Annotated in this window: 20 protein-coding genes and 1 pseudogene; 11 read left to right on the forward strand and 10 right to left on the reverse strand. The window is 70.7% G+C overall.

Annotated elements, in window-relative coordinates; genetic code table 11:
* Positions 1 to 6 precede the first annotated feature (6 nt).
* The 4 genes from IEZ27_RS10420 to IEZ27_RS10435 form a co-directional block, all read right to left on the reverse strand.
* Positions 7 to 105 (reverse strand): 30S ribosomal protein bS22, encoded by a 99-nt coding sequence (locus IEZ27_RS10420; RefSeq protein ID WP_018654693.1) that lies wholly within the window; start codon positions 103 to 105, stop codon positions 7 to 9.
* 175 nt (positions 106 to 280) lie between these two features.
* The gene (locus IEZ27_RS10425) at positions 281 to 484 is read right to left on the reverse strand and encodes a helix-turn-helix domain-containing protein (RefSeq protein ID WP_026214222.1); all 204 of its coding nucleotides are present in this window, start codon (positions 482 to 484) and stop codon (positions 281 to 283) included.
* A gap of 312 nt (positions 485 to 796) precedes the next feature.
* A complete protein-coding gene (locus IEZ27_RS10430; protein ID WP_189647018.1) occupies positions 797 to 1,588 on the reverse strand; it encodes a phosphatase in 792 nt (263 codons plus the stop codon).
* A gap of 40 nt (positions 1,589 to 1,628) precedes the next feature.
* Complete coding sequence (locus tag IEZ27_RS10435; RefSeq protein WP_189647019.1) at positions 1,629 to 2,792, reverse strand: acetoin utilization protein AcuC; 1,164 nt, start codon at positions 2,790 to 2,792, stop codon at positions 1,629 to 1,631.
* Positions 2,793 to 2,997: 205 nt separating this feature from the next.
* Between IEZ27_RS10435 and IEZ27_RS10440 the strand changes: the two genes are divergently transcribed.
* The 4 genes from IEZ27_RS10440 to IEZ27_RS10455 all read left to right on the forward strand — a co-directional run bounded on the left by IEZ27_RS10440 (position 2,998) and on the right by IEZ27_RS10455 (position 6,415).
* On the forward strand, positions 2,998 to 4,047 hold the full coding sequence (locus IEZ27_RS10440; RefSeq protein ID WP_189647020.1) for a sensor histidine kinase: 1,050 nt from the start codon (positions 2,998 to 3,000) through the stop codon (positions 4,045 to 4,047).
* Positions 4,044 to 4,703 (forward strand): response regulator, encoded by a 660-nt coding sequence (locus IEZ27_RS10445; protein WP_189647021.1) that lies wholly within the window; start codon positions 4,044 to 4,046, stop codon positions 4,701 to 4,703. Before IEZ27_RS10440 ends, IEZ27_RS10445 begins: the two co-directional genes overlap by 4 nt.
* 81 nt (positions 4,704 to 4,784) lie before the next feature.
* On the forward strand, positions 4,785 to 5,675 hold the full coding sequence (locus IEZ27_RS10450; protein ID WP_189647022.1) for an ABC transporter ATP-binding protein: 891 nt from the start codon (positions 4,785 to 4,787) through the stop codon (positions 5,673 to 5,675).
* Positions 5,672 to 6,415 carry an ABC transporter permease subunit gene (locus tag IEZ27_RS10455; protein WP_189647023.1) on the forward strand — a complete coding sequence of 248 codons (744 nt, stop codon included), beginning with the start codon at positions 5,672 to 5,674 and terminating at the stop codon, positions 6,413 to 6,415. The genes IEZ27_RS10450 and IEZ27_RS10455 overlap by 4 nt, the downstream gene beginning before the upstream one ends.
* 4 nt (positions 6,416 to 6,419) lie before the next feature.
* Here the strand turns inward: IEZ27_RS10455 and IEZ27_RS10460 are convergent, their stop codons facing one another.
* Genes IEZ27_RS10460 through IEZ27_RS10480 form a run of 5 tightly spaced genes read right to left on the reverse strand, consistent with a single transcriptional unit; the run spans position 6,420 to position 11,424 of the window.
* Positions 6,420 to 7,604 (reverse strand): ABC transporter permease, encoded by a 1,185-nt coding sequence (locus IEZ27_RS10460; RefSeq protein WP_189647024.1) that lies wholly within the window; start codon positions 7,602 to 7,604, stop codon positions 6,420 to 6,422.
* Positions 7,601 to 8,317: an ABC transporter ATP-binding protein gene (locus IEZ27_RS10465; RefSeq protein WP_229823833.1), complete on the reverse strand. Its 717-nt coding sequence runs from the start codon at positions 8,315 to 8,317 to the stop codon at positions 7,601 to 7,603. Before IEZ27_RS10465 ends, IEZ27_RS10460 begins: the two co-directional genes overlap by 4 nt.
* Entirely contained in the window at positions 8,314 to 9,660 is a 1,347-nt protein-coding gene (locus IEZ27_RS10470) for an efflux RND transporter periplasmic adaptor subunit (RefSeq protein ID WP_189647025.1), read from the reverse strand. The genes IEZ27_RS10465 and IEZ27_RS10470 overlap by 4 nt, the downstream gene beginning before the upstream one ends.
* Before the next feature lie 38 nt (positions 9,661 to 9,698).
* Positions 9,699 to 10,493, reverse strand: a complete 795-nt coding sequence (proC, locus tag IEZ27_RS10475; RefSeq protein ID WP_189647026.1) for a pyrroline-5-carboxylate reductase — start codon at positions 10,491 to 10,493, stop codon at positions 9,699 to 9,701.
* A 49-nt stretch (positions 10,494 to 10,542) separates the two neighbouring features.
* A complete protein-coding gene (locus IEZ27_RS10480) occupies positions 10,543 to 11,424 on the reverse strand; it encodes a proline dehydrogenase family protein (RefSeq protein ID WP_189647027.1) in 882 nt (293 codons plus the stop codon).
* An 81-nt stretch (positions 11,425 to 11,505) separates the two neighbouring features.
* On the opposite strand from IEZ27_RS10480, the gene IEZ27_RS10485 reads away from it, so the two are divergent.
* The 7 genes and pseudogenes from IEZ27_RS10485 to IEZ27_RS10515 all read left to right on the forward strand — a co-directional run bounded on the left by IEZ27_RS10485 (position 11,506) and on the right by IEZ27_RS10515 (position 19,658).
* The gene (locus tag IEZ27_RS10485; protein ID WP_229823835.1) at positions 11,506 to 11,967 is read left to right on the forward strand and encodes a hypothetical protein; all 462 of its coding nucleotides are present in this window, start codon (positions 11,506 to 11,508) and stop codon (positions 11,965 to 11,967) included.
* A 206-nt stretch (positions 11,968 to 12,173) separates the two neighbouring features.
* Positions 12,174 to 14,045 (forward strand): molecular chaperone DnaK, encoded by a 1,872-nt coding sequence (gene dnaK / locus IEZ27_RS10490; RefSeq protein WP_189647028.1) that lies wholly within the window; start codon positions 12,174 to 12,176, stop codon positions 14,043 to 14,045.
* Positions 14,045 to 14,647 carry a nucleotide exchange factor GrpE gene (gene grpE, locus IEZ27_RS10495; protein WP_189647029.1) on the forward strand — a complete coding sequence of 201 codons (603 nt, stop codon included), beginning with the start codon at positions 14,045 to 14,047 and terminating at the stop codon, positions 14,645 to 14,647. The genes dnaK and grpE overlap by 1 nt, the downstream gene beginning before the upstream one ends.
* A 20-nt stretch (positions 14,648 to 14,667) precedes the next feature.
* Entirely contained in the window at positions 14,668 to 15,855 is a 1,188-nt protein-coding gene (gene dnaJ, locus IEZ27_RS10500; protein WP_189647030.1) for a molecular chaperone DnaJ, read from the forward strand.
* Positions 15,856 to 15,858: 3 nt separating this feature from the next.
* Positions 15,859 to 16,182, forward strand: a pseudogene (locus IEZ27_RS10505) (heat shock protein transcriptional repressor HspR); the annotation flags it as partial.
* Between the two features lie 32 nt (positions 16,183 to 16,214).
* Positions 16,215 to 18,785: an ATP-dependent chaperone ClpB gene (gene clpB / locus IEZ27_RS10510; RefSeq protein WP_189647031.1), complete on the forward strand. Its 2,571-nt coding sequence runs from the start codon at positions 16,215 to 16,217 to the stop codon at positions 18,783 to 18,785.
* A gap of 219 nt (positions 18,786 to 19,004) precedes the next feature.
* Positions 19,005 to 19,658, forward strand: a complete 654-nt coding sequence (locus IEZ27_RS10515) for a hypothetical protein (protein ID WP_189647032.1) — start codon at positions 19,005 to 19,007, stop codon at positions 19,656 to 19,658.
* 155 nt (positions 19,659 to 19,813) lie between these two features.
* Here IEZ27_RS10515 and IEZ27_RS10520 read toward each other — a convergent pair whose 3' ends face one another.
* Entirely contained in the window at positions 19,814 to 20,344 is a 531-nt protein-coding gene (locus IEZ27_RS10520; protein WP_229823836.1) for a tetratricopeptide repeat protein, read from the reverse strand.
* Positions 20,345 to 20,396: the final 52 nt, after the last annotated feature.

Consider the following 20,396-nt stretch of genomic DNA (forward strand, 5'->3'; position numbering starts at 1 on the left):
CGTCGGTTACTTCTTGTTGCGCCGCTGGATGCGCGTCTTCTTGAGCAGCTTGCGGTGCTTCTTCTTGGCCATCCGCTTGCGGCGCTTCTTGATCACAGAGCCCACGGGACCCCCAGGTACTGATAGCAAGTCTGAATCGATGTGCGAGCGCACACCGGGTGACAGACTACCGGCGATCCGAGGTAGATCGCCCCTTGGGGGGTGAGAGCCCGGCCGTTTGGTGCGCCGGCCGGGCATCTCCCGCGACTGAATTCACGGCGCGTTCGGGCGCGCCGCTACTTCAACCTGCCTCGATGTAGGCCTCCCGCAGATAGTCGTGGACCGCCTGCTCGGGCACTCTGAACGACCGGCCTACTCGGATGGCCGGCAGCTCACCTGAGTGGACGAGCCGGTACACCGTCATCTTGGACACCCTCATGACCGTCGCCACTTCAGCCACGGTCAGGAACTTCACCTCGCTGAGAGGTCTTTCGCCTGCACCCATCGGACGCCTCTTCCGCACGTGTTTCCGGGTTATCCCCACTGGTGCCATTGCTCACGCACGTGTACTGCCGTCAGCGTAAGTCGGGACTCCGGGTGCGCAAACCCCCTATTTTCTCAGTCCGCGGAGCCACCTGTCAGCCGAACCAACGAAATCGCTGGTTAGCAGCCGGGCTGAGCACCTCGCCTGGACGTTGGAACTGTCCAAGTTGCCACACATAAGAGTCGCCCAAGCCCAGTCAAAAGTTGGCAATGGGACAGCGAGCCCCTTGGAATGCAGGCGCGAAAAGACGGTATGCGGAGGGCCGTATTCGACTCAAAGGGCTCGTGAGACCAGAGTGACCAAACGCTCGGTGAGCGGAGCGTAATAGCGGGGTAGCACATTGTCGTCCAGTGGCACGACCACGTCGATCTTTCCTTCGGCCTCGCCGAGGAAGAGCCCGGGGTCGTTGCTGTCGGCGAAGGCCACCGTCGGCACGCCGGCCTCGCCCGCCGCTCCCGCCCAGCCGTGGTCGGCGACCACGAGGTCGGGCAGGCCGCCGTCGGCCTCGTCGAGCTCGTCGAGCATGTGCCGCATCGGGGCCGGGTCGTGGGTGTGCACGAAACCGCCGCGGTCGTCGAGCATGGCGACGTCCTGGAGGTAGCGGACGCGGCGCGGGCGGCCGAAGCCCGATCCGGCGTACGTCCAGCCCTCGGCCGGGGTGAGCAGGGTCGCGCCGCGCTCGACGGCGAACCTGGCCAGCGGCAGGTGCACGGCGAGCAGTCCGGTCGGGTGCCCGGTGGCGAACAACACACGCGGGGCCGGCCGCGACAACACGGCCGCGACGCGCTCGGCCATGGCGTCGATCGCGTCGATGGTCAGGTCGGGGTCGATGGTGTCCTGGCCCCGGCGGTGGCCGGGATCGGCGACCACGCCCGCCGCCTTGGCCATCAGGTCGAGGACGTCCCGGTACGACCACGGCTGCTCGAACGTCAGGCCGAGCATGTAGTGGGGGTCGCGGTTGGCCAGCGAGCTGTAGTGGTCGAGGTTGTTCTCGCGGGAGGTCGCGACGTCACCGGCGATGCGGGTCTGGATCAGGTGTCGGCGGAGTTCGTCACGGCTCAGCACAGGTCTTCCTCATCAGGGGCGTGGAGGACGGCAAGCGTCGTCAGGGCATGGGATCGAGGCCGTGGAGGGGGAACACCGCGTTCCGGGTCGCCATGATCGCACGGTCGATGGGATCCGCTGGGTCATAACCGCCGGAGATGTCGCGAAATTCCGGATTGCGGCCGTCGGTCATGGTCAGCGGGGGCGCCTCGCCCGTACGTTCCCTGACGTACTGGCGCCAGCCTTCGGGGGTGGGCGTGGCCGGGTCGACCGGATGGCCGGAGAGCTCGGCGATGAGGTGCGTCCAGATGCGCGGCACGACCTGGACCAGCTCGTAACCGCCGCCGCCGGTCGCGATCCACCGGCCGCCCGCCGTCTCGTGCGCGAGCTCGTGCAGGGCGGCGTACGCGGTGCGCTGGCCGTCGATGCTGAGCATCAGGTTGGCGAGCGGGTCGAGCGCGTGGCTGTCGCAGCCGTGCTGGGTGACCAGGATCTCCGGGTCGAACTCGCGCAGCAGCGGCGGCACGACCGCGTGGAAGGCGCGCAGCCAGCCGGAGTCGCCGCAGCCGGCCGGCAGCGCCACGTTGACGGCCGTGCCCTCGGCGCCGGTCTCGTGCGGGAAGCCGGTGCCGGGGAACAACGTGCGCGGGCTCTCGTGCAGGCTGATCGTCAGCACGCGGGGGTCGTCGTAGAAGACTGCCTGCACGCCGTCGCCGTGGTGCACGTCGACGTCCACGTACGCCACCCGCCGGGCCCCCTGCTCCAGCAGCCACGCGATGGCCAGGGCGGGGTCGTTGTAGACGCAGAAACCGCTGGCCGCGGCCGGCATGGCGTGGTGGAGCCCGCCCGCGACGTTGACCGCGTGCTCGGCCGCGCCCTCCCAGACCGCGCGCGCCGCCGCCAGGGACGCCCCGGCGATCAGCGCGGACGCCTCGTGCACGCCCTTGAACGCGGGATTGTCGGTGGTGCCGAGCCCGGCCCGCAGGTCGGGCGCCCCGGCGACCGAGACGCCCTTGACCGCCTCGATGTAGCCGCGGTCGTGTACCAAGGCCAGCTCGTCGTCGCCGGCGGGCGCGCAGCCGGTCAGCTCGACCTCGTCGAGCACGCCGAGCGCGCGGGCGAGCGCGATGGTCAGCTCGACCCTGATGGGCGCCAGTGGGTGACTTGGGCCGAAATTGTAGGAGGTGAGAGCGTCGTCCCAGATGACCCGTGCCGTTCGGCTCATGCCCCGCCCTCCGCGCGCTCCCTCACCTTGCGCCGACGTTACCGCAGCGCCCTCGTCCGGCTGTAGCCCGGGTGATCGACACGGCCGCCTCGGCCATTTCAGAATTTTCGTGACTTAGTGTTTTAGCGTGCGCTTGGCGCGACCCCTTCGCAGACTCTGGCATTTCTTCCGACGCCCCCGGGTTTTCGACACCACGATCGTCGTCGTGCTCGCCCTGTTCTCGGTCTTCGGAATGGTCGTGACGTTCCTCCAGACCGGGGTCTCCGAGGCGCTGGGCTCGGCGCATTTCCTGCTGACCAGCGTGATGCTGCTGGCCCGCAGGAGCCGGCCGCTGCTCGTGGCCGGGGCCGTCACGGTGCTCGACGTGGCCGGCATCGCGGCCGGCCTTGTGACATCGGCCACCCTCCCGGAGGCCATCGCCTTCTACAGCCTGATCCGCTACTCCTCCGGCCGTCCCACGCTGTTCATGGCGGTCGCCGGGATCACCGCCTACGGCACGGTCATGGAGATCACCGGGCCGGGCGTCGGCCAGTTCCTGGCCGGCGGGTTCGTCGTCGCGATCCCGGTGGGGGTCGGCGCGCTGGTCAAGGCCAGGGCCGAGCTGAACGAACGCGGCAGGCGCGAGGCCGCCGACGCCGCCGTACAGGCTGAGCGGCGGCGCATCGCGCGGGAGCTGCACGACGTCGTCGCGCACCACATCACGGTGATCAACGCCCTGGTCGGCGGCGCGCGGGCCACGCTCGCGCCCGAGCAGGAGGTCCCCCGCGAGGCATTGGAGAGCGCCCAGCAGACCGCCCGCCAGGCGATGTCGGAGATGCGCCGGCTGCTGCACGTGCTGCGGGCCGACGGCAACGACGGCCCGGACGCCGCGACCGGCGTGGGGGCCGACCGCCTGCCCGCGCTCATCGGCGAGGCCAGGAGCGCCGGGCTGCCCGCCGGCCTGACCGTGACGGGCGAGCCCGTGCCGCTGCCCTCGGCCGTGGACCACGCCGTCTACCGGATCGTGCAGGAGGCGCTCACCAACACCCGCAAGCACGCGGCCGGCGCCCGCGCCAGCGTGCGCCTGGCCTACGAGCCCGAGGCGGTCGAGGTCGAGGTGCTCGACGACGGGGTGCCGCAGCCGGGAGGCGCGCCCGGGTTCGGGCTGGGCGGCATGGCCGAACGGGTCGCGCTGTGCGGCGGCCAGCTTTCGACCGGCCCGCGTCCCGGGGGAGGATTCCGGGTGCACGCCCGCATCCCCTTGGAGGCATCATGATCACAGTGCTGCTGGTCGACGACCACGAGCTGGTGCGCAAGGGGTTCAGGCTGATGCTCGACGCGCAGCCCGACCTGTCGGTGGTGGGCGAGGCCGCCGACGGCGAGCAGGCCGTCGAGCTGAGCCGGCGGCTGCGGCCCGACGTGGTGCTGATGGACCTGCACATGCCGGGGCTCGACGGCGTACGGGCGACCGAGCTGATCACCTCGGAGCTGCCGGGCGTGCGGGTGCTCGCGCTGAGCACGTTCGACCTGGACGAGAACGTGGTCGCGGCGCTCAGGGCGGGCGCCGACGGTTTCCTGCCCAAGGACGTCTCCCCCGAGGAGCTGATCGAGGGCGTACGTGTCGTGCACCGGGGCGAGTCGGCGGTCGCGCCGCGCCTGCTGACCCGGCTGATCGGTACGTTCGTCCGCGCCGCGAGGCCCCCGGCCGCGCCCGCGCCGCCCGTGCTGGACGCGCTGACCGAGCGCGAGCGGGAGATCCTCGTGCTGATCGCCAGAGGCCGGTCGAACACCGAGATCGCCGTCGAGCTGACCGTCTCCCCCTCGACCGTGAAGAACCACGTGACCAGCCTGTTCGCCAAGATCGGCGTCCGGGACCGGGCACAGGCGGTGATCGTCGCGTACGAGGCGGCGCTGATCAAACCTGGAGACTAGGACCAGGCTCCCAGGCCGCGCCCGGCAAGAACGTCCTCATGGCCGAAGAGAACGCGGCCCCCCGACGGCACGCTTGAGTGCATGACGGCGATTCGCGCAACCAATCTGAGCAAGCGCTACGGCGAGACCCATGCCGTCGCGGACCTGTCGTTCGACGTCCAGCCCGGTCAGGTGACGGGGTTCCTCGGGCCCAACGGCGCCGGCAAGTCCACGACCATGCGGATGATCCTCGGGCTCGACCGGCCCTCCGGCGGGTCCGTACTGGTGGACGGGCGGCCGTACCGGGAGCATCGGCATCCGCTGCGCAAGGTGGGCGCGCTGCTGGACGCCAAGGCCGTGCACGGCGGCCGCAGCGCCCGCAACCACCTGCTGGCCATCGCCCAGAGCAACGGCATCCCGTCGAGCCGGGTGAACGAGGTGCTGGAGGCCGTCGGCCTGCGGGAGGTGGCCCGGCGGCGGGTCGGCGGCTTCTCGCTCGGCATGTCGCAACGTCTCGGCATCGCGGCCGCGTTGCTCGGCGACCCCGAGATCCTGCTCTTCGACGAGCCGGTCAACGGGCTCGACCCCGAGGGGATCCTGTGGATCCGTACGTTCATGCGCAAACTGGCCGCCGAGGGGCGCACGGTGTTCGTCTCCAGCCACCTCATGAGCGAGATGGCGCAGACGGCCGACCACCTGATCGTGATCGGCAGGGGACGGCTGATCGCCGACACGAGCGTGCAGGAGTTCATCGGGCGCAGCTCGCAGGGCTACGTACGGGTGCGCTCGCCGCGCCTGGCCGAGGTCGCCGACCTGGTCAAGGTGGGCGACCTGCTGGATGACCACCTGCGGGTCACCGCGATGAGCACGCTGGAGATCGGCACCCTGACCGCGCGGGCCGGGATCCCCCTGGAGGAGCTGACGTTCGTGCAGCCCTCGCTGGAGGCGGCGTACATGGAGCTCACCAAGGACAGTGTGGAGTACTCGTCATGACAGACATCCTGAGGTCCGAGTGGACCAAGATCCGTTCGGTGCGTTCGACGGTGTGGACGCTGACCATCACCTTCCTGCTCATGGTCGGCCTCGGCGGTGCCATCTCGGCCGCGTCCAAGGCCACGGCCGACGGGCAGCCCATTCCCGGTGACGACGCCGTCATGACCAGCCTCACCGGCATGATGCTCGCCTCGTTGTCCATCGCCACGCTGGGCGTGCTGGTGATCTCCAGCGAGTACCGCACCGGCGGCATCCGTACCTCGCTGATGGCGGTGCCGCGGCGGATGAGCCTGCTCGCCGGCAAGATCGTGGTGTTCACCGTGACGGCGCTGGTCGTCTGCACGGTCGCCGCGGCCGCCGCGGTGGCCGTCGGCCTGGCGATCCTCCGGCCGGCCTCGGTCGACATGGGCGCGGCGGTCCAGTCGGTGCTCGGGGCCGGGCTCTACCTCACCGTCTGCGGCCTGTTCGGGCTGGGGCTCGGCACCCTCGTACGGCACACGCCCGGCGCGCTCGTCTCGGCCATCGCGCTGATGCTGGTGCTGCCGCAGCTCACCGGCGTGCTGCCCGGCCAGTGGGGCAAGACCATCGCCGACCACTTCACCACCAACGCCGGCATGGAAGTCGTGCTGGACCAGCCCGGCAACCCGCTGGGACCGTGGAGCGGGCTCGGCGTCTACGCGCTCTGGGTCGCCGTCGCCGTGGTCGCGGGCGCCGTGCTCATGCAGCGGCGGGACGCCTGACCCCTCACTCGGCGCGGAGCGCGACGACCGGATCGAGCCGGCCCGCCCTCCGCGCCGGCGCCACGCCGAAGAACACCCCGACCGCCGCCGACACCCCGAAGGCCAGCACGATCGACCACCACGTGATCGAGGCGGGCACCTGCGTGAACGTCCTGATCGCGAGCGCGCCGCCCACCCCGAGCACGATGCCGGCCACCCCGCCGACCGTGGTCAGCAACACCGCCTCGATGAGGAACTGCGCCAGGACGTCCCGCTGCCTGGCGCCCAGCGCCTTGCGCAGCCCGATCTCGCGGGTGCGCTCGCGCACGCTGACCAGCATGATGTTCGACACACCCACGCCGCCGACCAGCAGCGAGATGCCCGCGATGGCGGCCAGCACGCCGGTGAGCATGCCCAGCACGTTCCCGATCGTGCCGAGCAGCGCGGTCTGGGTGACGCCGGAGAACTGCTCGCCCGGGTACCTGTCCCGCAGCGCGGCCGTCACCTTGTCCGACAGCGCGTCGATCTCGTCGGGGCCGGACGCGCCGATCGCGAGCCCGTTGATCCGCTCGATGCCCAGCAGGCGCTGGGCCGTCGTGACCGGGATGTGCACCTCCTGGTCGCGGGAGAGCCCGAACGTCTGGCCGAGCGTGCCGTAGACGCCCACCACGCGGAACCTGGCGCCGGAGATCGTCACCTGCCGCCCGATGGGGTCGAGGTCGCCGAACAGCTTGTCGGCCACCTCCGAGCCCAGGACGGCCACCCGGCGGCGGGTGACCACGTCGGTCTCGCTGAGCGGGCGGCCCTTCTCCAGAGGGCGGTCGAAGATGTTGACCAGGTTCTGGTCGGTGCCCACGACGGTGACGAACGACTCCACCCGGCCCACCCGTACGGTCTCGCCCGACTGGAGCGAGACGGTCACCCTGCCGGGGTCGCCGACGACGCGGCGTACGTAGGCGACGTCGTCGAGGCCGAGCTTGCTCTGCGTCGGGGCCGCGCCCAGGCTGAGCCGGCCGGGTACGACCAGGATGATGTTCGTGCCGAGGCCGGAGATCTCCTTCTCCACCGCGTCCTTGGCGCCCGTGCCGACCGCCACCAGGATGACCACGGCCAGCACGCCGATGATCACGCCGAGCATGGTCAGCACACTCCGCATCCGGTTGACCAGCAACGCGTCAATCGCCATCCACAACGCCTCGAGCGTGTTCATGGCCTCGACACCGTGTCCTGCTCGATGAGGCCGTCGCGGACGTGGATCTGGCGGCGGGCGTGGGCGGCGATCTCCGGTTCGTGGGTGACCAGGACGACGGCGACCCCGCGCTCCTCGTTGAGCCGGTCGAGCATGGCCATGACCTCGACCCCGTTGCGGGTGTCGAGGTTGCCCGTGGGCTCGTCGGCCAGCAGCACCTCGGGCTCCCCCACGAGCGCCCTGGCGATGGCCACCCGCTGCTGCTCGCCGCCCGACATCTGGGAGGGCCGGTGCCGCATGCGGTGGCCGAGCCCCACCGACTCCAGCGCGGCGGCGGCCCGCGAACGCCGCTCGGCCCGGCCGACGCCCCGGTAGACCAGCGGCAGCGCCACGTTGTCCAGCGCCGACGTACGTCCCATCAGGTGAAAGGACTGGAAGACGAACCCGATGGTCCGGTTCCGCAGCCCGGCCAGCTCCGACTCCGACAACCGCGACACCTCCACGCCGCCCACCCTGAGCACGCCGGAGGTCGGCCGGTCGAGGCAGCCCAGGAGGTGCATGAGGGTGGACTTGCCCGACCCCGACGGCCCGACGACGGCGGCGAACTCGCCGTGCTCGATCCGCAGCGACACGCCGCGCAGCGCCTCCACGGCCACGCCGTCGAGCTGGTAGCGCCGTACGACGTCCACGGCCTCGACGGCGGCCGTCACTGGAGGAGCCGTGGGGGCCATCATGGGAGCGACTGCCCAGGCCGTACGGCGTCGGCGCCCTTGACGACGATGCGATCGCCGACGGACAGCCCGTTCAGCACCTCCACCACTGTGTCGCCCTGCGCGCCGAGCTTGACCGTACGGCGCTCGGCGACGCCGTTCCTGACCAGCCAGACCACGCTGTCGCGCCCGCTGGTGACGATGGCCGAGGCGGGGGCCGCGACGGCGGAGGGCGACTCGCGCACGGTCAGCCTGGTGACGGCGCTCATGCCCGGTTTGGGGGTGGGCGCCGCGGAGCCGTCGTCGAAGGCGCCGGGACCCAGCGTGAGGCTCACCGGGTAGCTGACGCCGCCCGTGCCGGCCTCCATGGGCGTGACGCCGACGCCCGTCACCCGGGCCGTGTACGTCGCCCCCGGCACCGCGTCCAGCTCGACCGCGGCCTTGGTGCCCTTCTCGACCAGGAGCACGTCCGTCTCGTCCACGTCGGCGGAGAGGGTCAGCTCGGAGACGTCGGTGACGGTGACGATCGAGTCGCCCGCCGACACCGGCACGCCCTTCGCCACCGGCCCGCCCGCCCCCGATCCCGCCGACGGCACCGACGGCAGCTGCTGGGCCCCTCCGGGCAACTGGCTGAGCAGGCCGCCGAGCCCGCCCGTACCCCCGCCGCCCCCGGACGCCCTGCCCAGCGTGACCACGCCGCCGAACGGCGCCTTGATGGTGAGGGAGTCGACCGTGCCCTTCGCGGCTCTGACCGCCGCCCTGGCCTGGGTCCGCGAGGCCGCCTGGAGCGAGGCCATGGACGTGGACAACCCGTTCGTCATGCCCGACAGCACGCCGGTGATCGAGCGGTTGAGCTGGGCGGTGATCGAGGCCAGGGCCCTGGACTGCGCCCGGTGCTGGGCCTGGGCGAGGTCGATGGCGTTCAGCAGTTGCCTGCGGGCGGTGGCGTCCTTGACCTTGCGCGCCTCCTTGCGTGCCCTGGCGAAGTGGGCGGCCACCTGGCGGTCGAACACCCCGGTGTCCAGGGAGGGCAGGCGTACGGGGGCGAGGCTCGCGGGCCGGATGCCCTTGGCCGCCTTGCGGGCCTGGTCGAGCTGGTCCTCGGCCTGCGGGGAGCTGATCCTGGCCAGTGTCTCGCCCTTGCGCACGCGGTCGCCGTCGCGTACGTAGAGTCTGGCGATCGTGCCCTGGGCGGGCGAGCGCAGTGTCGCCGTCGCCCGCGCGCCGATCGTGGCGGGGGCCTCGACGACCTCGGTGACCGGGGCCCGCCGGACCTCACCGAGCTGGACGTTCGCCGGCTCCTCCGACGAGCAGCCGGCCAGGGCTAAGAGGACGAGCAGCGGGGGGATGCCACGACGGATCGTCACCCGACCCATCGTAGGAGCAGGGCCTCCCGGTCCGCCGGTCAACCCGACGCGAGCTCGCGCCCCCGGTCGCGGGCGGCCTCGATGGCGGCCAGGAACGCGGCGCGCACGCTGTGGCGCTCCAGCTCGGCGATGGCCGCGATCGTGGTGCCGCCCGGCGAGGTGACGGCCTCGCGCAGGATCACCGGGTGCTCGCCGGAGTCGCGCAGCATCACGGCCGCGCCGACGATCGACTGGGTGACCATGTCGAGCGCGGCGGCCCGCGGCATGCCGAGCAGGATGCCCGCGTCGACCATGGCCTCGACCAGGTAGAAGAAGTAGGCGGGACCGCTGCCGGACAGCGCGGTCGCGGCGTCCTGCTGGGACTCCGGGATGCGCAGCACCTTGCCGACCGGCTTGAGCAGGCCCTCGGTGTGCTTCAGGTGCTCCTCGCCGGCGTGCGCGCCCGCCGAGATCACGCTCATCGCCTCGTCGAACCTGATCGGCGTGTTGGACATGACCCGGACCACGGGCACGTCGGCCCCGAGCCGCTGCTCCACGAACGCGGTGGTGATGCCGGCCGCCGCCGTGATGACCAGACGGTCGGCCGGGACGTAGGGGGCGATCTCGGCCAGCAGGGCCGCCATGTCCTGGGGCTTGACGGCCAGGATCAGGGTGTCGGCCGCCTTGGCCGCCTCGGCGTTGCTGACCGTGCGCACGCCGTAGGTCTCGCGCAGCGCCTGGGCCCGCTCGGGCCGGCGGGTGGTCGCCATGATGTCGCCCGGTTTGAACCCGGCGCGCAGCAGCCCGGACAGCAGGGCCTCGCCCATCTTGCCGGTGCCCAGGATCGCGATCATCTCGGCCTCTCGAAACCTCTCGCAGGGGAACGGACGCCGGCCCAGCCTACTAGCCTCTCGACAGCAGCGATCTGAGGAAGAAGGCCAGGTTGCGCGGGCGTTCGGCCAGGCGGCGCATGAGGTAGGCGTACCAGTCGGCGCCGTACGGGACGTACACGCGCACCTGGCCGCCGAGACCGGCCAGGCGGTGCTGCTCGCCGGGGCGCACGCCGTACAACATCTGGTACTCGAAGCCGTTGACGTCGCGGCCGTCGAGCACGGCCAGGGTGGAGGCGATCTGGATCAGCCTGGGGTCGTGCGTGGCGATCATGGGGTAGCCGGTGCCCGCCATGAGGATCCTGAGGCAGCGGACGAACGAGCGGTCGATGTCGGCCGGCCTGGTGTATGCGCCGGGGGCGGTGTAGGCGCCCTTGCAGAGCCGTACGCGGGCGCCGACCAGCTTCTCGCAGCGTTCGATCGCGTCGGGGAGGTAGGCCTGGACCACGATCCCGACGTCGGGATGCTCCTTGCGCAGCGTGGCGTGCACGAAGTGCAGCCCGCCGATCGTGTCGTGCTCCTCGGCGTCGAGCGTGACCGTGAGCCCCCGGACGGCGGCCGCCTCGCAGATGGTGGCCGCGTTGTCCAGCGCGGTCTGCTCCGACAGCCGCAGGCCGAGCGCGGTCAGCTTGACCGATGCGTCGCCGCCGGGCGGCAGCCGGTCGAGGAGCGCCAGGTACTCGCGCACGGCCCTCTCGGCCTGCGCCCTGTCGGTCACCTCCTCGCCGAGGTGGTCGACGGTCACGAGCAGGCCCTCGCGGGTCAGCCCGTCGATGACGTCGACGACGTCGTCGGCGACGTATCGCTTGACCACGTCTCTGGTCAGCGGCGATGTGGTGATGACGCGTTCGGCGCGTTCGCTCTTGGAGACGGCGAGCATTGCCTGACGGAGCACGTGAACCACACTAACCGCCCGCTTCCTGGGTATATCGATGAACCGCGGACCTGCCCTTTTCGTCTTATGGATATGCGCACAATGACGACAGCGACTCTGCTCGCCGGATCTCTGGTGCTCGCCACGAGTTGTGCCACATCGCCGCCGGCCGCCCTGCCGGCGCCGCAGGCGCCAGTCGAGCACGCCGTGACGCCGGTCACCACCGCCCCCACGCCCACCACCGGCCCCTCCAAGGGCCCCGAACCGGTCAAGCCCACGGGCGACGCCGTCAACGTGCACAAGGTCCGCTGGACCAAGGCCACGCCCGTCGCGCGCGGCAAGCAGGTCAGACTCACGTGGTGGTCGGGCGTGGCGCCGTGCACGGTGCTGGACAAGGTCAAGGTCAAGGAGACCGCCAAGAAGGTCACGATCACCCTGTACGAGGGCGCCTCCCCCAAGGCCAGGAACGTCTCCTGCATCCTGCTGGCTGTAGAGAAGACCACGACCGTCAAGCTCAAGCACGCCCTCGGCAAGCGCAAGCTCGTGGACGGCGCCAAGCCCTAGCCGCCGTCACACCGGCGTACCGGAACCCATGGCCGGTCGCCCCCGTTACGCCTGTTGTGTGGAATCACGCAGGTTCTTGCCCGATTGCCGGGAATGCTGCCGCACTCATAGGGGTTGAGTCGAGTAGGCTCAAGTCGTTTGACAAAGACGACACGAATCCGTAGCTTGAGTCCAACCGACTCAACTTTGACTACAAGGACGTACTCATGGCACGTGCGGTAGGTATCGACCTTGGGACGACCAACTCCGTCGTCTCGATCCTCGAGGGCGGTGAGCCCACCGTCATCGCCAACGCGCAGGGCTCGCGGACCACGCCGTCCGTGGTCGCCTTCGCGAAGAACGGCGAGGTCCTGGTGGGCGAGGTCGCCAAGCGGCAGGCCGTCACCAACGTGGACCGGACGATCCGCTCGGTCAAGCGCGAGATGGGCACCAACTGGTCCCAGGAGATCGACGGCAAGAAGTTCTCCCCCCAGCAGATCAGCGCCTTCGTGCTGCAGAAGCTGAAGCAGGACGCCGAGGCGTACCTGGGCGAGAAGATCACCGACGCGGTGGTCACCGTCCCGGCCTACTTCAACGACGCCCAGCGCCAGGCCACCAAGGAGGCCGGCACGGTCGCGGGCCTCAACGTTCTGCGCATCATCAACGAGCCGACCGCCGCGGCCCTCGCGTACGGGCTCGACAAGGAGCAGGACCAGACGATCCTGGTCTTCGACCTCGGCGGCGGCACCTTCGACGTGTCGCTGCTCGACGTCGGCCAGGAGGACGGCCACGGCTTCGTCGAGGTCAAGGCCACCTCCGGTGACAACCACCTCGGTGGCGACGACTGGGACCAGCGCGTGGTCGACGAGCTCGTCAAGCGCTTCCAGAACGCCCACGGCGTCGACCTCGCCAAGGACAAGATGGCCCTCCAGCGCCTGCGTGAGGCCGCGGAGAAGGCCAAGATCGAGCTGTCCAGCCAGGCCGAGACCAACATCAACCTGCCCTACATCACCGCTTCCTCCGAGGGCCCTCTGCACCTCGACGAGAAGCTGACCAGGGCCGAGTTCCAGCGCCTGACGGCCGACCTGCTCGAGCGGACCAAGGGCCCGTTCCACCAGGTCATCAAGGACGCCGGCATCAAGGTCTCCGACATCGCCCACGTGGTGCTCGTCGGCGGCTCGACCCGTATGCCCGCCGTCACCGAGCTCGTCCGCGAGCTGACCGGCGGCAAGGAGCCCAACAAGGGCGTCAACCCCGACGAGGTCGTCGCCATCGGCGCCGCCCTCCAGGCCGGCGTGCTCAAGGGTGAGGTCAAGGACGTCCTGCTGCTCGACGTGACCCCGCTGTCGCTGGGCATCGAGACCAAGGGCGGCATCTTCACCAAGATCATCGAGCGCAACACGACGATCCCGACCAAGCGCTCCGAGGTCTTCACCACGGCCGAGGACAACCAGCCGTCGGTGCAGATCCAGGTCTACCAGGGCGAGCGCGAGATCGCCTCGTACAACAAGAAGCTGGCCACCTTCGAGCTGACCGGCATCGCGCCGGCGCCGCGCGGCATCCCGCAGATCGAGGTCACCTTCGACATCGACGCCAACGGCATCGTCAACGTCTCCGCCAAGGACCTGGGCACGGGCAAGGAGCAGACGATGACCATCACCGGCGGCTCCGCGCTGCCGAAGGACGACATCGCGCGCATGATGCGCGAGGCGGAGTCGTACGCCGAGGAGGACAAGAAGCGCCGCGAGGAGGCCGAGGTCCGCAACAACGCGGACGGTCTGGCCTACCAGACGGAGAAGTTCCTCCGCGAGAACGACGACAAGGTCCCCGGCGACATCAAGACCGAGGTCAACGACGCCCTGTCCGAGCTGAAGAAGGCTCTTGAGGGCACCGACACCGACGTCATCCGCACCTCCGCGGAGAAGCTCGCCACCGTCAGCCAGAAGATGGGCTCGGCGATCTACGCCGCGAGCCAGGGCCAGCAGGCCGGCCCCGAGGGCGCTCCGCAGGACGCCTCCGCCGGTCAGGGCGCCAAGGCCGACGACGACGTGGTCGAAGCCGAGATCGTCGACGAAGACCAGCCGAAGAAGGACCAGTGATGCCGGCGCGTGACAACGGGCATGAGGAGCCGGTGATCCGCGACAAGCGCAAGATCGACCCGGAGACGGGTGAGGTTCGGGAGCCCTCGGGTGAGCAGTCCGAGGCGCCCGCCGAGCAGACGCCCACGGTGACGGCCCACGACGGCGAGCTGGCGGCCCAGCTCGCCGAGCGGACCGCCGACCTCCAGCGTCTCCAGGCGGAGTACACGAACTACCGCAGAAGGGTCGAGCGTGACCGGGTCGCGGTTCGCGAGCAGGCCGTCGCCGGCGCGCTGACCGAGCTGCTCCCCGTGCTCGACGACATCGGAAGAGCCCGTGACCACGGCGAGCTGACCGGTGGCTTCGCGAAGGTGGCGGAGTCCCTGGAGTCCGCGCTCACCAAGCTGGGCCTCAGCCCCTACGGTCAGAAGGGCGACCCGTTCGACCCGACGATCCACGAGGCGCTGATGCACAGCTACTCGCCCGACGTCACCGAGCCCACCGCGGTCGAGGTGTTCCAGCCCGGCTACCGGATGGGTGAGCGGGTGCTGCGCCCGGCGCGGGTGGCGGTGGCCGAGCCCGAGGACGCTCCTCCCGCGTCCAATGACGACGAAGCAAACTGACAAAGGACGAAGGGCCGTAGATGAGCACCAAGGACTACCTGGAAAAGGACTACTACGCCGTCCTTGGTGTGCCCAAGACCGCCACCCCCGATGAGATCAAGAAGGCGTACCGGAAGCTGGCCAGGCAGTACCACCCGGACACCAACCAGGGCGACGCCGCCAAGGAGACCAAGTTCAAGGAGGTCTCGGAGGCGTACGACGTCCTGTCCGACAGCAAGCGCCGCAAGGAGTACGACGAGGCGCGCACGCTGTTCGGGTCCGGGGTGGGCGGTCAGCGTCCCGGCGGTGGCGGTTTCCCGTTCGACTTCGGCGACCTGTTCGGCGGCACCGCCGGCCAGCAGGGCGGCGGGGGCGCGGGCGAGCGGCTCGGCGACCTGTTCGGCGGGCTGTTCAACCGGGGCGGGGGCGGCGGCGGCACCACCCGTACGACGAGCGCGACCAGGCCGCGCCGCGGCCAGGACGTCGAGTCCGAGGTCACGCTCTCGTTCACCGAGGCCGTCGAGGGCACCACGGTGTCGCTCAGGCTGACCAGCTCGGCGGCCTGCGCCGCGTGCACCGGCACCGGCGCGAAGGCGGGCACGACCCCCAGGGTCTGTCCCACCTGCGAGGGCACCGGCGCGGCCAGCCGCAACCTGGGCAACTTCGCCTTCTCCGAGCCCTGCCGCGACTGCAAGGGCCGCGGGCTGATCGTGGACGACCCCTGCCCCGTGTGCGAGGGCAGCGGCCGGGCCAAGAGCACCCGTACGATCCAGGCCAGGATCCCCGCCGGCGTGGCCGACGGGCAGCGGGTCAAGCTCAAGGCCAAGGGCGCGCCGGGCGAGAACGGCGGCCCGGCCGGCGACCTGTACATCCTGGCGCACGTCAAGCCGCACGCCGTGTTCGGCCGGACGGGCGAAAACCTCACGATCACGGTTCCGGTGACGTTCACGGAGGCCGCGCTGGGCGCCGAGATCAAGGTGCCGATCCTCAAGGGCATGCCGGTGACGCTGCGCATCCCGGCGGGCACGCCCAACGGCCGCACGTTCCGCGTCCGCGGCAGGGGCGTCACCCGCAAGGACGGCACCAAGGGCGACCTGCTCGCCAGCGTCGAGGTGGTCGTGCCGCAGACGCTCGACGACAAGTCGCGCGAGCTCCTCACCGAGTTCAACACCGCGACCGCGGGCGACGACCCGCGCGCTGATCTCATTCAGCGAGCCAGAAGCGAGTAGCCGATGGACGCCAACTATTTCGACCTGTCCGACGACACGCCTGTTTATGTGATTTCGGTGGCCGCGCAACTCTCCGGGCTCCACCCGCAGACGCTGCGCCAGTACGACCGGCTCGGCCTGGTCAGCCCGGGCCGCACCGCCGGGCGCGGCCGCCTCTACTCCACAAGGGACATCATCCAGCTCCGCGAGGTCCAGCGGCTCTCCCAGGAGGAGGGCATCAACCTCGCGGGCATCAAGCGGATCCTTGAGCTCGAGAACGAAGCACTGCGGCTGCGTGAGGAGGTTCACCGCCTGCGCGCCGAGATGCGGATGGTCAGGGCGCTGATCCGCTACGAGCTGCCACCGGGGGCCTGAAGGTTATGGACTACAAGCTCACCCAGAAGAGCCAGGAAGCTCTCTCGGGTGCCATGCGGCGTGCCGCCGCGGAGGGCAACCCGGAGATCGCGCCGGCCCATCTGCTCTCCACGCTGCTCTCCCAGACGGGCGGCACGGCCGTGCCGCTGCTCGAAGCGGTCGGCGCCGACTGGCGTACGCTGCGGGCGCGCGTCGAGGAGCAGCTTGCCGCGCTGCCGAAGGCCCAGGGCGCGACCGTGGGCGCGCCTTCGAGCTCCCGGCAGCTCCTCACCGCCATGCACACCGCCGCCCAGCACGCCAACCGCCTCGAAGACCTCTACGTCTCGACCGAGCACCTGCTCGTCGGCCTGGCGGCCGACGGCGGCCCGATGGCCGAGCTGCTGAAGTCGCAGGGGGCGACCTCGCAGGCGCTGCTCGACGCCTTCGAGAAGGTACGCGGCCACGCCCGCGTCACCAGCGAGACCCCTGAGGACACCTACCAGGCGCTGGAGAAGTACGGCGTCGACCTGACCGAGCGGGCCCGCGGCGGCGGCCTCGACCCGGTGATCGGCCGCGACTCGGAGATCCGCCGCGTGGTCCAGGTGCTCAGCCGCCGTACCAAGAACAACCCGGTGCTGATCGGCGAGCCCGGCGTCGGCAAGACCGCCGTCGTCGAGGGCCTGGCCCAGCGCATCGTGGCCGGCGACGTGCCCGAGTCGCTGCGCAACAAGCGGCTGATCTCGCTCGACCTGGGCGCGATGGTGGCCGGCGCGAAGTACCGCGGCGAGTTCGAGGAACGCCTCAAGGCCGTGCTCTCCGAGATCAAGGAGAGCAACGGGCAGATCGTGACGTTCATCGACGAGCTGCACACCGTCGTCGGCGCGGGGGCCGCCGAGGGCGCCATGGACGCGGGCAACATGCTCAAGCCCATGCTGGCCCGCGGCGAGCTGCGCATGATCGGCGCGACCACGCTCGACGAATACCGCGAGCGCATCGAGAAGGACCCCGCGCTGGAGCGCCGCTTCCAGCAGGTCTACGTGGGCGAGCCCACGGTCGAGGACACGATCGCGATCCTGCGCGGGCTCAAGGGCCGCTACGAGGCCCACCACCAGGTGCAGATCGCCGACGGCGCCCTGGTCGCCGCCGCCGCCCTGTCCGACCGCTACATCACCAACCGCTTCCTCCCCGACAAGGCCATCGACCTGGTCGACGAGGCCGCCTCGCGGCTGCGCATGGAGATCGACTCCCGTCCCGTGGAGATCGACCAGCTCCAGCGGAACGTCGACCGCATGAAGATGGAGGAGCTGGCCCTGACGAAGGAGACCGACGAGGCGTCGGTCCAGCGGCTCGAACGCCTGCGCAAGGAGCTGGCCGACCGTCAGGAGGAGCTCAACGCCCTCGTCGGCCGCTGGGAGCACGAGAAGGCCGGGCTCAACAAGGTCGGCGAGCTGAAGAAACAGCTCGACGAGGCCAGGAGCGCCGCCGAGCGGGCCCAGCGCGACGGCGACTTCGAGGCCGCCTCCCGACTCATGTACGCCGACGTGCCCCGCCTGGAGCAGGCGCTCCAGGCCGCCTCCGACGCCGCGCCGCCGGAGAACGCCATGGTCAAGGAGGAGGTCGGCGCCGACGACATCGCCGAGGTCATCTCCTCCTGGACGGGCATCCCCGCCGGGCGCCTGCTTGAGGCTGAGACGGCCAAGCTGCTGCGGATGGAGCAGGACCTGGGCCGGCGGCTCATCGGCCAGCAGCAGGCCGTACAGGCCGTCTCGGACGCCGTACGCCGGAGCCGGGCCGGCATCGCCGACCCCGACCGTCCCACAGGCTCGTTCCTGTTCCTCGGGCCCACGGGTGTGGGCAAGACCGAGCTGGCCAAGGCGCTGGCGGAGTTCCTGTTCGACGACGAGCGGGCGATGACCCGCATCGACATGAGCGAGTACTCCGAGAAGCACAGCGTGGCCAGGCTCGTCGGAGCGCCTCCCGGCTACGTCGGCTACGAGGAGGGCGGCCAGCTCACCGAGGCCGTCAGGCGGCGGCCGTACACGGTGGTGCTGCTGGACGAGGTGGAGAAGGCGCACCCGGAGGTGTTCGACATCCTCCTCCAGGTGCTCGACGACGGACGGCTGACCGACGGCCAGGGCCGTACGGTCGACTTCCGCAACACGATCCTGATCCTGACCTCCAACATGGGCTCGCAGTTCCTGGTCGATCCCAAGCTGGACAACGGCGCCAAGCGCGAGGCCGTCATGGGCGCGGTGCGGGCCGCGTTCAAGCCGGAGTTCCTCAACCGGCTCGACGACGTCATCCTGTTCGACGCGCTCGGCTCCGAGGAGCTGGCCCAGATCGTCGACCTCCAGGTCGACCGCCTGGCCCGCCGCCTGGCCGACCGCAGGCTGACGCTGGAGGTCACCCCGGCCGCCCGCGAATGGCTGGCGCTGACCGGCTACGACCCCCTGTACGGCGCCCGCCCGCTGCGCCGCCTGGTCCAGTCGGCCATCGGCGACAAGCTGGCCAAGGCCGTGCTGTCCGGCGAGATCGTCGACGGCGACAAGGTCAGGGTGGAGCTCGGCGACGACGAGCTGGTCATCCAGCGCGGCTGACGCCGCCGTACGCACAGGGCCCGGAGATCCACGCGGATCTCCGGGCCTCGGCGTGTCATGGCAGGGTCATCTCCCTCCGTGCGGCGGTAAGGTTCCCGCCACCCTTCGGACAAGCCGCGGACCACCGGCCGATCGCGTGACTAGCTTCGGCGTTCGTCAGATCACCGAATCCGATCAGGGGAACGTACGGTGTCGCAGAAGATCCGAAGAATCCTCGCGGTGGCCACTCTGACCGCGGCCGTCACCTGGCCGGTCGCCGGCCCGTCGACGGCCGACACCTGCCGGGCGCAGAACGAGTCGGTGGCCTCGTACTGCAACGGCAAGACCATGCTGCGCCTCAACGAAGGCAAGACGAACGGCCACCGGGTCGTCACCGAAGAGATCAGCAAGCTGGCGGTCGCCGCCGGCGACATGGCGAGGAGGCTCGGCCTGACCGGCCTGACGACCGCCAGGTCCGCCATGGGCCCGCTGGCCGACCTCGGCGGGGTGGGTGCCACGTGGGGCATGCCCTCGCTGACCAGCGCGTCGCCCGCGCTGTTCCCGATGGTCCCGGGCGACAGGGGGATGCGGGACCTCGCGACGACGCTCCAGGTGCCCGCGCTGCCCGCTCTCCCCGCGTTGCCGCAGACGCCCATCATGGCCCGCGTGCCCGCCGAGACTGCGGTCGTCGGGAAGCCGACCTCCCCCGCGAAGGGCCAGGCCGCGCAGGCGCCGATGGACCTGCGTCAGCCGGTGCACGAGATCGGCGGCCGGCTCCTGGCGAATCTGCTGCCCAAGGCCGTGCAGAGCGTCGAGGGCGCCTCGACGCTGCCCGGCGGCCCGCAGGCCGTCGACGGCTTCAGCCGCCTGCTGCCCGGTCTCGGCCTGGGCTGAGCCGAAGACGTCCGGGCGCGGGTCGTGCCTGCCGCGCCCGGGCTTCCGCAGCCGGAGGGGCCGTGATCGCGCACTGACGCGGCTCCTCCGGCCCGGTTTCGCGGGCGCGCGACAAGCAGGGCCCCTCGCGGGGCCCGCCGGTCCGGCCCCGGCGGCTAGGAGACGAGCTCGTCGAGCTCGTCCTCCGGAAGGCCGAGGTCGACCCTGATCCGGTAGCGCGTCCGCAGCAGCGCCACCTGTTCGGGGTCGCCCTCATCACAGCCCAGAACGGCCTGTGTGGCCCATTCGAGACCGCCCCGGAGATCGCCGTAGGCGACCAGGGTCTCCGCGATGGTGTGGGCCGTCGCCGTGGAGACGTCGCCCTCGGCGCGGATGGTCTCGATCACCTCCCGGGCCTCGTCGGGACGTTCGAGCTCGAAGAGGGTGTCGGCGATGCCGGCCCGCGGGTCGAAACCCGCGTCGCCACCGTCTTCTACGGCGCGCTGGAAACACTCCATCGCGCGGGCGGGCTGGCCCGCAGCTCGCCATTCCTCGGCGGCGAGGACCAGGATGGACGCCCTGGAGACGTCGCCGGTGGAATAGTCGAGCGCGACGTCGTAAAGCCGACTGGCCAAGGAACTGTGGTCGTCGGCCAGCAGGGCCTGCTCTAGCAGACGATCAAGGTGCTCACGGGTCACATGCGCCACACCGCGAGACTACCGAGCCGTACGGCGGTTTGCCCGGTCAATGCGCATGGCC

The sequence above is a fragment of the Nonomuraea spiralis genome (assembly GCF_014648435.1).
Lineage (GTDB): Bacteria > Actinomycetota > Actinomycetes > Streptosporangiales > Streptosporangiaceae > Nonomuraea > Nonomuraea spiralis.